Origin of the sequence: Chryseomicrobium imtechense (assembly GCF_041475995.1) — a bacterium.
Taxonomy (GTDB): domain Bacteria; phylum Bacillota; class Bacilli; order Bacillales_A; family Planococcaceae; genus Chryseomicrobium; species Chryseomicrobium aureum.
This window is the reverse complement of the sequence record NZ_JBGOBM010000003.1, coordinates 90795-104220: the sequence shown is the minus strand read 5'-3', so window position 1 is coordinate 104220 and position 13426 is coordinate 90795. Positions and strand designations below refer to the sequence as shown.

Annotated in this window: 12 protein-coding genes; 9 read left to right on the top strand and 3 right to left on the bottom strand. The window is 42.6% G+C overall.

The window, feature by feature from the left end; genetic code table 11:
• Positions 1 to 102: 102 nt before the first annotated feature.
• The 4 genes from AB5N96_RS03690 (at position 103) to AB5N96_RS03675 (ending at position 3261) form a co-directional block, all read left to right on the top strand.
• The gene (locus AB5N96_RS03690; protein ID WP_499704654.1) at positions 103 to 1404 is read left to right on the top strand and encodes a M48 family metallopeptidase; all 1302 of its coding nucleotides are present in this window, start codon (positions 103 to 105) and stop codon (positions 1402 to 1404) included.
• Positions 1405 to 1495: 91 nt separating this feature from the next.
• Positions 1496 to 2221 carry an AAA family ATPase gene (locus tag AB5N96_RS03685; RefSeq protein ID WP_499704653.1) on the top strand — a complete coding sequence of 242 codons (726 nt, stop codon included), beginning with the start codon at positions 1496 to 1498 and terminating at the stop codon, positions 2219 to 2221.
• Between the two features lie 86 nt (positions 2222 to 2307).
• Positions 2308 to 2892, top strand: a complete 585-nt coding sequence (locus AB5N96_RS03680) for a YdcF family protein (RefSeq protein WP_499704652.1) — start codon at positions 2308 to 2310, stop codon at positions 2890 to 2892.
• 87 nt (positions 2893 to 2979) lie between these two features.
• Positions 2980 to 3261, top strand: a complete 282-nt coding sequence (locus AB5N96_RS03675; RefSeq protein WP_204591364.1) for a DUF1292 domain-containing protein — start codon at positions 2980 to 2982, stop codon at positions 3259 to 3261.
• A 40-nt stretch (positions 3262 to 3301) separates the two neighbouring features.
• On the opposite strand, the gene AB5N96_RS03670 is transcribed toward AB5N96_RS03675, so the two are convergent.
• Positions 3302 to 4153 carry an STAS domain-containing protein gene (locus tag AB5N96_RS03670; protein WP_499704651.1) on the bottom strand — a complete coding sequence of 284 codons (852 nt, stop codon included), beginning with the start codon at positions 4151 to 4153 and terminating at the stop codon, positions 3302 to 3304.
• A gap of 172 nt (positions 4154 to 4325) precedes the next feature.
• Here AB5N96_RS03670 and AB5N96_RS03665 point away from each other — a divergent pair, with 172 nt between their 5' ends.
• A complete protein-coding gene (locus AB5N96_RS03665; RefSeq protein WP_499704650.1) occupies positions 4326 to 8096 on the top strand; it encodes a DEAD/DEAH box helicase in 3771 nt (1256 codons plus the stop codon).
• On the top strand, positions 8077 to 8829 hold the full coding sequence (locus AB5N96_RS03660; protein ID WP_499704649.1) for a hypothetical protein: 753 nt from the start codon (positions 8077 to 8079) through the stop codon (positions 8827 to 8829). Before AB5N96_RS03665 ends, AB5N96_RS03660 begins: the two co-directional genes overlap by 20 nt.
• Before the next feature lie 14 nt (positions 8830 to 8843).
• On the opposite strand, the gene AB5N96_RS03655 is transcribed toward AB5N96_RS03660, so the two are convergent.
• Positions 8844 to 9599 (bottom strand): purine nucleoside phosphorylase YfiH/LACC1 family protein, encoded by a 756-nt coding sequence (locus tag AB5N96_RS03655; RefSeq protein WP_499704648.1) that lies wholly within the window; start codon positions 9597 to 9599, stop codon positions 8844 to 8846.
• A 14-nt stretch (positions 9600 to 9613) separates the two neighbouring features.
• On the bottom strand, positions 9614 to 10828 hold the full coding sequence (locus AB5N96_RS03650) for an EAL domain-containing protein (RefSeq protein ID WP_499704647.1): 1215 nt from the start codon (positions 10826 to 10828) through the stop codon (positions 9614 to 9616).
• Positions 10829 to 10953: 125 nt separating this feature from the next.
• Here AB5N96_RS03650 and AB5N96_RS03645 point away from each other — a divergent pair, with 125 nt between their 5' ends.
• From AB5N96_RS03645 to trhA, 3 genes are read left to right on the top strand one after another with little or no spacing between them, the layout of a single operon-like run.
• Positions 10954 to 11688 carry an MBL fold metallo-hydrolase gene (locus AB5N96_RS03645; RefSeq protein WP_204591374.1) on the top strand — a complete coding sequence of 245 codons (735 nt, stop codon included), beginning with the start codon at positions 10954 to 10956 and terminating at the stop codon, positions 11686 to 11688.
• Positions 11689 to 11701: 13 nt separating this feature from the next.
• Positions 11702 to 12610, top strand: coding sequence for an NAD-dependent epimerase/dehydratase family protein (locus AB5N96_RS03640; protein ID WP_204591376.1), 909 nt, complete (start codon positions 11702 to 11704; stop codon positions 12608 to 12610).
• A 47-nt stretch (positions 12611 to 12657) separates the two neighbouring features.
• The gene (gene trhA / locus AB5N96_RS03635; RefSeq protein WP_499704646.1) at positions 12658 to 13293 is read left to right on the top strand and encodes a PAQR family membrane homeostasis protein TrhA; all 636 of its coding nucleotides are present in this window, start codon (positions 12658 to 12660) and stop codon (positions 13291 to 13293) included.
• Positions 13294 to 13426: the final 133 nt, after the last annotated feature.

Below are 13426 nucleotides of genomic sequence, written 5' to 3'. Positions count from 1 at the left end.
ATGGTGAATTTTGAGAAAATTAATTGTTAGAAAATGTCGAAAATAAGTGATGATTTTCATAGGACTACATGCTATTCTGATAAAGTAAAAGGAGGAAGAAACATGCAATCCAGTAAAATTCAATCCAGTCGAGAAACTCTATATTTTATCATTAGTTTGCTTTTTAGTATTTTGATCTACATCGTAGCAATCGTATCAGTGGTAGGAATCGCTATTGCACTTCTTGTTGCAGCATTCATAGTATACATACAATTAATGATGCTCGGTTCTATTCGAGGTAACGGAGTCCGGATTCATCAAAACCAATTCCCAGAAATCTATGCTCGTACCCAACAATTAGCACGCGATATGGGGCTAGCGAAAACACCAGATATTTTCGTGGTTCAATCTGAAGGTGCATTAAATGCATTTGCTACTCGTTTCTTAGGGCGCGATATGGTTGTCTTATACTCGGAAGTTTTTGAACTTGCGCGTGAACAAGGACAAGATGAATTAGATTTCATCATTGCGCATGAGTTGGCACACGTCAAACGTCGTCATGTGTGGAAGAATCTCTTAATTCTTCCTGCAGGTTTCATCCCATTCCTCTCTCAAGCGTATAGTCGTTCATGTGAGTACACATGTGATCGCCATGCAGCGTATATGATTCAAAATCCAGCTGCTGCTAAACGTGCCTTGACGTTGCTTGGCATGGGGAAAGGAATGTACAAAGAAGTAAATGAGGATGCTTACGTCCAGCAGATTGAAACGGAATCAAATGCAATCGTTTGGTTGGCGGAAGTACTTTCTACACACCCTCGCATTCCAAAGCGAGTGCAAGCAATTTCGCAATTTGCACAAACAGGAGAGCGCCCATATTTCCCGAACACAGGAAAAATCATTGGTGGGATGGCGATTATTACAGCTGTTGTTGGCGCGATCTATATTGGTTCTATAGTGTTGTTGACGACGAGTGGGGTATTATTAGGTAGCTTATTCGCCAGTGCTTTGGATACCCCGTTTAGTGAAGGTAGTGGCTATGATGAACCAATTGTCGAATCGGCAGGTCAAACTCCACTGATGTTGGCTGCACAAAATGGAGATATCGAAGCGATGGAATTAGCTATTGCAAGTGGTGATACACTAACAGACACTGACGAAGAAGGTTCAGACGCTTTGATGTATGCCGTGTACGGGCAAGAACCAGCTGCTGTAGAATATTTGTTAGAGCAAGGTGCAGACCCTAATACTTCAGACGATTATTCCACTGCTTTAGTCACATCCGTATTCTATGGAGACCGCGAAGTGGCAGAAATGCTACTTGAGTATGGAGCAGATCCAGAACAAACGGGTCCAGATAACATGACAGTTTATGATGTGTACGGGAACGAGACTTTAGAAGAAGTATTAAATGAGTTGTATTAAATAGAGGGCCGTCCAAGTGGGCGGCTTTTATTGTTTGACCTACCGAATTAGTCTATGCCATAAATAAGGAATGATGACTGGAGGTTAACGCATGTATTTGAAAAAAATTATATATAAACGAGATGAAGTGCCCTCCGTAGAAAAGTATCCATTTTCCATTCCTGCTGTGCGAACACTGGAGGAGCTGGAACTGAACACGCCTATTACTTTCTTTGTGGGAGAGAATGGTGCTGGTAAATCTACATTATTAGAAGCTATTGCGAACGTAGCTGGCTTCAACTCTGCAGGAGGTGGTAGGCAACACTCCTTTTCGATACATGCGAATGAAGTGCCACTTGCTCCTTTTATCCGCCTATCGTGGACAAAGAAAATATACGAAGGTTTCTTTTTGCGTGCAGAGTCCTTCTATCAATTTGCTACTTTTATTGATTCTATTGAAGATCCGAGGAAATATAGTAGATATGGAGATAAATCTCTTCATGAAGCCTCGCATGGGGAGTCATTTATGCGGCTATTCCAACACGCATTCAATAAAAAAGCTATCTATTTTTTGGATGAACCTGAGGCTGCCTTATCGCCGATTCGTCAATTGAGCTTGCTGCGAATCATGAAGGAGTTAGAGCCTACTGCTCAATTCGTGATTGCCACGCATTCGCCAATCTTACTAGGTTATCCTGGAGCTACTATTTTCAACTTTGATGAAACTGCTATTACACCAACAACGTTTGAAGAAACCGACCATTATCAAGTGACAAAATTGTTTTTAGAAAATCCTAATAGGATGTTCCGAGAGCTGTTTCAAGATTTAGACACATGATGTAGGTCTGTAGTCGCTAGATAAATCCCAATAATCTTCTATACTAAAGTAATTAGAGACTATAGAGACGGGGATTTGAGAGCATTATGCACGTTACGGCAAAATTAGTATTAACGAGTTTGTTAGTTTATATAGTTGTTTCGATGTATGGGATTTGGACCTTCACGGCAGAAGCAGACTATACAAAAGCAGATGCAGCATTAGTTTTAGGAACACGTTTAGACGGTGAGGAACCATCCTATGCTTTGCGAGAACGCATTGATCACGCAATTTGGCTTTATGAACACGAGCTGGTTGAGCGCATCGTATTCACGGGTGGCCTGACAGAAGGGGGTCTCATTAGTGAAGCGGAAGCGTCTAAACTGTACGCGTTATCTGTAGGGATTCCAGAAGACGTGATTGTTGTAGAAGACCGATCACTTGTGACACGAGAGAATATGTTGTTCACAAAAGAACTTGCAGAAGAGCTAAGTCTTGGTGACTTTCTTTTAGTGAGCGACCCATTCCATATGAAACGTGCGTTAATGATGGCAGACGTGTTTGGATTGGAAGTGATGGCTGCGCCCACACCACAAAGCGTTTACACAAGTTGGGGTGAGCAGTTTCCATTCGTCCTGCGAGAGACACTTGCATACGTGGGAAACCAACTAACCTTCAATAAATCGTTTTAAAGCATTTTCTCTAGGGAAAAGATAGGTATAGACAGCTGCAATTATGCTATGCTGTGAAAGTGAGATAGATTACGAGGAGGAACCCACATGAGTACAGTACAAGTAGGCGATGTTTTTTCAATGGAAGATGAGAACGGACAAGAAGTAGAAATTGAAGTTCTTGGACTCGTTACTGTTGAAGAAGTAAATTATGCAGCCGTTGCATTCTCAGAAGATGTACAAGATGATTCGAAAGAAGACATCGATGTTTTCTTCCTTCGTGTAGAAAGTGAAGAAGAGCTGTATGAAATTGAAGAAGATGCTGAGTTTGAACGTGTATCGAAAGCGTTTCAAGATCTTCAAGAACAAGCAGCAGAAGATTTAAACTAAGACTACAAAGGCACCCAGTAACGGGTGCCTTTTTGTGTGCTTAGTGATTTCGTTCTAGTGTAAACCCTATGTTTTTTAAAGCACGTTCAATATTCGCTTCTATCATCACGTTTTTTAATTGAATGCCTAATCGGTTTGTTTGCAAGACAGTTTCAGGGCGTAGTCCAGTAAGGACTGGTTTAACGCCTAAAAGGTTTAATAGGTTCGTGATTTTCATCAAGGAGTCCGCTGCTGATTGATCCATTTCAGTGATTCCTGAAAGGTCTACAAGCAAATAATCCAAATTCATTTCTTGGCTGCGTGTAAGAGCGACCTCCACTAACTGTTCGACACGGCGGCGTGTAATGTTTCCGATTACGGGTAAAATAGCTATTCCCTCTGTTAGCGGCACGATTGGAACGGACAGGTTTTGAATCTGGCGCTGCGCATCATCGAGTTCTAACACATAAGAGAGCAAGTCGCTCATCGTTTCAAATAAATTCAAGTGCTCTTCACTCAATTCAAAGGGTGTGGTATCTAAGCCGCAAATCGTACCATAATTTTTGCCGTCCCCCGTGTAAATAGGAATACCAACAAAACTTCCTGACTTAAGATTGTGTGTGACTTGAAGATGTTTCGTACTTTCATGGCTTGAAATGTCGGGGATGTAGAGGACGTGGTTGCCATGGTCGACACTTACTTTGCAGTACGTTTGTTCAAATGGCAAAACAGTACCGGCTTCTAATAAATCCTTTTCTTTATTCATTACCTTATAAATCTCATTTGAGACAGTATCGTTCTTGGCAATGAACAATGTATTGATGTTCAGAAGCTTCGCCATCATTTTAAGGATCGTATCCGCTGCCTCGTCAAAATTTTGAAAAGGTACGCGTCCATAATGTGTGAATGCCATTTATTCCATCCTTTCCAAGTCGTTAAGTAGGTACTGAGAAGTATACCATTCAAACTAGATAATAGAAAAGAATTTCCCGGGAAATGACATCTTTAAACTAAGGACTTCTGACGGTTTCATCTCCTCCCTATTCAGTGTACTATTAAGAAAGCAGAAATAAATGAGGGATATCATGACAACGCTTCGTACATTTTCATGTCCTGTCCGCCTCACGAAGTCTGTCCAAGACGCGTTTAAACGATTTGGATGGAGTGAGACGGGGTTTTTATCGGACCAGCAGACATATAGTGTTCTCATCGAAAAGAATAAAGACCCAGAGCAGACCGCTACAAAGGTGCTGCTCTATTTTACGGCGTTTTCACACGCACAAGCAGACCATAAAGTGCCTGTTTTGACTCTACTGCTTGAAGAAAATGTTCTGACAGCTGTCCACTTTATGATGGCACCAAAGAAAGCAAGCCGTGCAACAAATTGGAGAAGAGAAGTCAATTTGACGTTCGTGCCGGATGTGCGCGTCCGAAACCCAATTCCACTAGCCTTTCGGGAATGGCTCGCAGACTTGCCCCATGCCAATGAGCGAACCGCTTATGTGAAGAGGCGAATTGCGGGTTGGGAAGGCTATTTGGCCATCCAAGAACAGCAGTTAGATATTGCGGACATACGAGCGAGCTATGAATCTGTGTCGCTTCAAAAAGATTTCCGAAAACTAACCCTTTATGGTGCTGTAGTGAAAAATGACCAGTGGAAGAATTTGCGGGAAATGGATGTAAAACTTCTAAGTATTGGTCGCGAGATCGGGAAGGTGACGAAAGTCTCACCGCGAGATCGCACGATTGAAGTGACAGTTCTCCCATATATGGAAGATGTACTTCGTCGCACACCCCTCGATCGTTTTGGGACGGATGCGGTATTTACGAATTTCGCATCAGTCAGTCAAATTCGAAGACTGCGTTCAGGGTTCCAACAGCTTGAGAAAGGGCATGCTGAGAACCCCTTGCTCGAACAAATCTTGTTTGAAGAAAGCCCACCTGTTGCACCTTTAAAAGAAATTCCGAAGATTTCCTATTCTCACCCACTGAATGAATTTCAGCGCCGTGCAGTTGAAGGTGCCCTCGCAGCAGAAGACTTGTATGTCATACAAGGCCCACCAGGTACAGGCAAGACGACCGTTATTTCCGAAATTTGTTTGCAGAACGCAAAGGCTGGATTACGAACACTTGTCGCTTCACAATCAAATCTTGCAGTAGATAATGCATTAAGTCGTTTACTAGCAAACAAAGACATTCGTATTTTACGTGTAGGGCGAACGGAGAGTATTGAAGAAGAGGGAAAACGAATTATAGAAGAGAACATCGGAGATTATTGGAGGGAAGTAACGTTAAAAACGGTCACTTCGACAGTGAATGAGCGAAAAGAGCGTCTTGAACAGTTAACTAGTGAACTAGCAGTGATTCGTCCACGCTTCGAAAAGGTCTCTCTAGAAGTCGAACAATGGAAACAAGAAGTGAAAAAGAAAGAGACGGCTGTTGCTGAACATGCCAATCTTACTTTGCAACTTGATGAGTTAAAGCTGAAAGTACAGCAACTCGAAGAAGATCGGATACGGCTATCAGGGTTCGTGCAGATGAAAGATCAAGAAGTGTCTGAACGTATGGCGCAACTTGAAAAATTAAATGAACAAGCAGCAGCATTTCCAGAGATGGTCGACCTTGAACAAGAAATTGCCCAAAAAAATGAGCTGCTCGGTGAAATGGCACGTTTGGTAGAACTAAAGAAAATTCACCAAGAAATTCAGCAAGCTACAACTAGGTTCGCTGAAGTTGAACAACGATTACAGGAACTGCAGGCTGGCCTCGACTCTGTAGAGGAGCACCAACAAACTATACGAAATTTAAAATCTGTGGCATCTTTTCAAGATGTGCTTGAAAGTGACCCGCAGTATGCAACATCTCGTGTGTTGTTTAAATTAAAGGGTATTCAAGGAATTCGAGATTTAATTAAAACGTATCATCCTGTTAAAGAACTAGTAGCACTCTACGAAAAGGCGCTGGATTACTTCATAACACGACTTGGTGAGAAACGGCGACCAATTCGACCAGTACAGGAACCCGTGTACCGAAAAGAAGAGCTGCAAAGTTATTTGGATCAAGGTAGGAATTGGATCAGGCTCGGCGAGTTGCCTAACCAAATTGGGATTGCAGAATACGTTCAGGGGTTATACGGTCGCATGCGTTATATGGCAGCCGTAAAGTCTTATTATGACGAATTAGTAGAACGAGGAGAGTCTGAACTGGATCTTTTAAGGCAAGAACTCCTACACATTCACAAATTGCATAATGAACAGCTTTTGAAAGAAACAGCGGGCTTGCAAGAGCAATTTACCACTTTGAGGAAAGTTCAGGAGGACTGGCAAGAGCAATGGGTTTCTCTAAACGGGGACCACTACCGAGAGAAAGTAGAAGCACTTGAAGATGTCACGATGTTTACAACTGAACGAGAACTTGAAAAGCTTATAAAAATAAAGCGAACGATGGAAGAATTTGATGCTACCTATCAACAAGCGCAAGAAAACATGGGGACGGCTAAATTAGCGTATGAACAAGCGCAAGTGAATCTAGCTGAGTTTTTAGAGAGCTCATCCCGCTACGATACAGATATTCTCAAACTTGAACAAGAACGAGGGCTTTTGGAGCCTTTACTAGTTACTACACCAGAAGAGCGATTGGAAGCCGTTCAGAAAGAGTGGCTTTCTCTGCAGTTCGAACTTGGAAAGCTTGAAAAAGAGAACGCAGAGGCACCGGTGCACCAACAGCTTCAATCACAGTGGCAGGAACTCCTCGAAAATGCATCGGCAGAAGATGTCGATGAGATCCGTAAACTGAACGTCAAATATGCAAACGTTATTGGAACGACTTGTGTAGCGTCTGCGCGTAAAGACTTCGTAGAAAATTATCCATCATTTGATGTGGTCATTATTGATGAAGTTTCTAAAGCAACACCACCAGAGTTGCTGCTCCCGATGTTAAAAGGAAAAAAAGTGATTCTTGTTGGAGATCATCACCAACTACCGCCACTGCTCGGCGATGATACGTTAGAAGAAGTCCTAGGCAAGATGGTAGAAGAACAACCAGAGTTTGCTGGAAAACAAGAAATCGAGAACCTATTAAAAGAGTCTCTATTTGAACGTTTATATAAAAACTTACCGTCTACACATAAAACGATGCTCGCGATCCAGTACCGAATGCATGAATCGATTATGAGAACAATCAGTCCGTTCTATCAATACGAAGAAGATGAACTCCAATGCGGACTTGTGGACTCGGATGCGATGCGAGCCCATGGTCTCGATTTGCCTTGGGTTACTGCAAACAATCATGTGGTGTGGCTTGATACCCCGAACCAACAAGAGTACTTTGAAGAGCGAGTGAAAGGGGGACGTAGTCTTTGGAACCCTAAAGAGCTCGGCTTGACGAAACAAGCCTTACTCGATTTGAATGAAGCCATTGGTAAGGCAAAAGAAGCCGGAAAGTATCCACACGACTATCAAAAGTCAGTCGGTGTCATCAGCTTCTACGGGGAACAAGTAAAACAGCTCGACCGTTTGATTCAGCAAGAACTACGACTATCCCATCTTCACATTCGAACTGGAACGGTCGATCGCTTCCAAGGGATGGAGATGGAAGTGATTCTGTTAAGCATGGTACGAAACCATCAAGAGTCAAGAGGGGATATTGGATTTGCCAACGACTACCGACGGCTAAATGTAGCGCTGTCTCGTGCGATGGAGCTTCTTGTATTGATTGGAAGCAGTGAGATGTTCACAAAACGTGTGAAACGTGCTGCTACTAAAGAGATGTATTCCCACGTCTATCAAACCGTACAGGAGCTAGGTGGCCATCGCTTACCGGAGGAGGTGCTGACCCATGTCGGAGTTCCAAACTAAACTACGCAATCAATTGCTCAGAAATCCAGTCCTCACTCTAAAAGAACAACGCAGTTGGCAATTACCGGTATATACATTTGAAGTTGCGTTTAGTCCGGTACGCAGGTTTCGTTTAGATATTTTGATGCGCATGATCTTGCAAGTCATCGAGACCGTATCTGTTCGACGAGCTAGAGCCATTGCAGACTTACTCTATGTGGAAGAATTGTTTATTGAAGATTTGCTTGAGAAAATGACTCGAAATGGTTTGGTTGAGCTAGGGAAAGATAGGTACGCGTTGACGTCACACGGCTCTCGTCAACTTGCAGCAGGAGTATTTGAAGAGGAACAAGCAGAAACTTATATGCAACTTGTTTTTAGTCCATTGCATACAAGGTTCTTGCCCAATGAAGCAGATGTAGATTTTGATGAACACACTGGAGACCCCTTTCGATACGCAAAAGAGAACGCAGTGGAAGCAGGCGAGCAGTTTTTACTGACAGGCGTCCAAGAAGCACTCGCAGATAAAGAGGAGCATTCAGGAGACTTTGTTGAGACCGTCAATCATCTACTCGATTTTGATGAAGGCGAGCTTCAGTGGGTCACGTGCTATGAATTTCTGGTGCATGATACGAAAGAGAATATGACCTATGTTCGCGTCTGGAACCCGCTTGTGGATGGATGGGATGCGACACTCGAAGAGGTAATCGAACAGCAAGAAGGACTGACATGGAAAAACGCACCCACTCTCTAAGAGGAGTGCGTTTTTTATAGTCGGTAAATAAACCCTAGATGGCGTCCTGCCTGTCGATTTTGGCGATACGAAAACCCTTGTTCACTAGTGTACGTACAAACAGTGGATTGCATGATGTTCTCTTCAGGAATACCTGCTCGTAGACATTGCTCTCTGACAACAAGACCATTGTCGATGTGAAACTTATGCGTGGACTCTTTATAGCGAATAAATGCATCTGCGTAGCCAAGTGCTTTATAACGATCTGCTACATCGACATCGACCTCAAAACGCTCCTCACTTAGGGAGGGACCTATGAAGAGGTGAAGGGTGGAAGCATCTTCTCCTTTTTCACATAGCAGATGTTCGAGAAGTGTGGGTACTAGTTCTTTTACAGTACCTTGCCAACCTGAATGGACGCTGGCAATCAATGTTGACTTCGAACTCCAAAGAAGCAGTGGGACGCAGTCTGCTGTGAATGTACCTAAAACAATAGAAGGTTCATATGTATACAACGCATCTGTATCCGGAATCGCCGTCGCGGTCTCAAGTACACCGCGTCCTTTATCGCTAGTTTTTACTTCATAATAGTGATTGCTGTGTGTTTGATTAGCAAGTACAAAATGATGTAAAGGTATACCAAGTTGATTGGCAAGATTCCTGCGGTTTGCCAAGACAGATGCCGGATTCTCACAACTATGCAGAGCCATATTGTTTGCTTCAGGTAACGTACCGTCGCGCAGTGTGATGCCGTAATAAACAGAAGTAGTGGGTCGGTTTAATTCGTACAAAGACTCATTCCTTTCTAATTCATAAATAAGAAATCGTTCATCGTTATAAATTCATAGCTTAAATCGACAAATAAAAAGTAATTCGCTGTTAACGGGAAACTAAACGTACGTACATATTCACGTGTCTCAATATCGGAATACAAATCGGATAAGCGTCCTTGATTTGTTCGCTGCATGCGCATCATATTTTCTAAAAAGTACGGTCGGAACGCCCAGTTGGAGCCACGCACAGTTTCTTCATATCTCCATGAACCGTCCTTCAAACGGAAGTTTGAGGACACCTGTTTGCCACTCGCATCACAAATGTAGAGACGGAAAGTTTGCTTATCAAAAAGTTCCTGCGCTTCTTGGAGTAATTGATCTGCATACACTTCATCTTGCCACTTCGATAGTTTTTTCAATTTGTGATGACAGGCTTCTGTGAATTTCAATCGCTGTGTGATTAGTTCTTTTTCTCGTTCGACAAAAGACTGAATTTGTGTAGGCAAAGAGACGTTGAGTTGAATGGATTCTTGCTGTTCGCAACTCGGTCTCCCTAAATAAAAGCCTTGGTAGTAGTGACCGTTGTTCTTCCACGCAAAGTACAGTTGATTGGCGTCTTCAATCATTTCATAGGATAATACCGCACCGATTCGTCGGGCAAGAACCGATAGCGTATGCAATATGTCTTGGAAGTTTTCGAGATTGGCAGAGCGAGTCAAACTGGTGTCGATTTTTAAGATGTCCGGCCGAAGAGCACGAATACGATCAATGTTTGAACTGGCACCACCTATATGGTCAATCGCTAAGCGGATTCCGTAGGTTTTATAATAGCGCAAGAGATGATTCAGGCTTTCGAACTCTTCCTCGATATCATGTTCTGTTACCTCTAATACGAATCGCTTTAATGCAAACCCCTTCTTTTCCTGCACGTGTAGAAAGGCAAGAAATGTCTCATCTTCCTCATCGATCAATTGCTGCGCGGACCGGTTAATCGATAGGTAACCAGGCAAGTCATTCTCTAAAAGATAATCAACAGCCAAACCGATTAAATGGTCATCCAGTTCATTTTTAAACTCTGTTGGAATGTCGCTATCTAGAAAAAAATCTCCGAGAGACGTCCAGTGGTCATCGTCTCTGTAACGGCCAAGTAGTTCGTAGCCGGCAATTTCATGGGTGATTGCACTGACGATTGGTTGAAGGGCTGGGCGGACACGATCTAGTTGGTCCATAATTTGAAGTGCATCCACTAAAATATCCTCCTCACATCTCTAGTAATTTTAGTATTATACCATTTTCACTAGCTAGGAAGAATGCAAAGAATTCGGAAAATGGGTACACTAGAAAAAACGAGTAGAAAAGAGTGGGTGAACAGATGAAGATTACAACAATCGGTATGTGGGGTGGTTATCCTGAAAAAGGTGAAGCGACCTCTTCTTTTTTAGTTGAACAGGATGGCTTTAGTTTAATCGTTGATTGTGGGAGTGCTGTATTGTCTACATTATTAACTATGAAAGACGTGCATGAATTGGATGCATTTCTCATTAGTCACTATCATCCCGACCATATCGCGGACGTAGGCGTATTACAACATGCTGCAATGATTCATAAACAATTAGGAAATCTTCATCACCCGATCCCGATTTATGCACACGCACAGGATTCTGTAGAGTTTTCAAAGCTCAGCTACAAAGGTGTGACAACAGGAATGGAGCTTGAGGCGTATGCAAGCTACTCCATTGGCCCCTTTAAAGTCTCCACTTGCCCCACTGTGCATCCGGTCTATTGTTTAGCTTTTCGTATCGAAGCGGCTGGAAAGGCTGTCGTCTTCACGGCAGATACCGAATGGACAGATGCACTTGTGACGTTCTCACAAGGAGCGAATGTATTAGTTAGTGAATCAAATGTCTACCCGCAGTATGCCGGAAAGATACAAGGTCATTTGACAGGACAACAAGCTGGCTTACTAGCGGCACAGTCGGGTGTTGAACGTTTGGTACTGACACACTTGCCTCAATACGGAGATAGAGAAATTCTTGTTGCCGAAGCGAAAAAAGAATTTTCTGGTCCGGTCGAACTCGCGTATACAAAACAGCAAATTTTATTATAGAAAGGAGTTTACCATGACAACTGCATTGATTTTAGGCGGTACACAATTTGTCGGGAAGCGTCTTGTGAAGCTACTAGTGGAAGATGGGGTGAATGTCACCATCGCAACGAGAGGACGCATGACAGATGACTTTGGAGACTCAGTAAAGCGATTGGTGCTGGACCGCACTGATGATAAAACGATAAAACATGCACTTGAAGATAAGGAATATGATTATGTTTTTGATCACACGTGCTATTCACCGATAGAAGTGCGAGAAGTTTTAGAGGCACTTGGAACGAGAATTGGAAAGTATATTTTCATCTCTTCAGTAGCAGTCTATAATGCGGGTGTGAATCTTAAAGAATCCGACTTTGATCCACGTCACTTTGACATTTACTATAAATCTCGCCATGAATATGCTGGTATGGAAGGGTACCAAGAAGCCAAACGAGCAGCGGAGGCAGTCCTTTATCAACAAGCACCTTGTCCGGTTGTAACAGTGCGTTTTCCGTATGTGGTTGGGGAAGATGATTACACGGAGCGCTTTGCATTTCATGTTCGGGCTGTAGAAGAGGGGAAAGCGATAGGGACGAAAAATCCAGACGCTCGTTTCGGGTTTATTGATTCTGCGGAAGCAGCTGAGTTTTTAAAAGCCTGTGCGCTTTCCGATTATGAAGGCCCGATAAATGCGGGGACAGATGATTCCATCTCATTGCAAGAACTGTTGGAGTATATATCCCGACATCTTGGTAAGAACTATTCGTTCGCGGAAGACTCATTACACAATCAAAGTCCTTATGATTTAGGATTTGATTTGGCTCAGACGACAAAGCATGCATCTAGAAAAGGGTTTTCGTTTTCTTCTTTGCAAGAAGTTTTAGAAAAGCAAATTGAGATTCACCAGACAGATGTCAGAGAAAGTGATGACAGAGGTCACTAGGTGTTGGCGTTTATTTCCTCTAAACTAGAGAGAAGGAGATGACGGTTATGGATACAACACATACATTTACTAAAAGAGAAGAGTTCGTGAATGCACTTATTCATGGATTAGGTATGCTACTTAGCATCTCGGCACTTGTCGTGTTAATTGTTGCAGGTGCAAAAACGGGGAGTGCTTGGCATGTCGTGAGTTTCACAATTTTTGGCGTGTCGATGTTGATTTTGTATTCGGCCTCTACATTGGTCCATAGTTTTCCACAAGGAAAAGCGAAAGACTGGTTTGAATGGCTAGATCATTCATCAATCTATTGGTTTATTGCAGGAACCTACACACCTTTTTTATTCTTAGCAGTAAAAGGTTCTTTAGCATGGGTATTGTTTGGCATCGTGTGGGGTCTGGCAATTGGAGGAACGTTATTTAAATTGTATTTTGTAAAACGGTTCGTCAAATTGTCTACCTTCTTATATGTTGTGATGGGTTGGTTGATTGTGTTTGCTTGGAACCCACTCACAGCCGCAATGACACAAGAAGGTCTCTTCTTATTAATTGCTGGGGGAGTGCTTTATACAGTAGGTGCTATTTTTTATGTGTGGAGAGGGTTTTTATACCATCATGCAGTGTGGCATGTCTTTGTACTTGCAGCAAGTGTCTGTCATTTCTTTTCTGTTTACAGTCTGCTCTAACTAACTTTTATAAGTTTCAAGAGGACTTCCCCATGGGAGTTCTCTTTTTTGTATATACATTATGTCTAATTTTCTTTTACAGTCACATTATGCGAAGGTTAGACAAAAAAACAAAACTTTACAGCGAATCAAT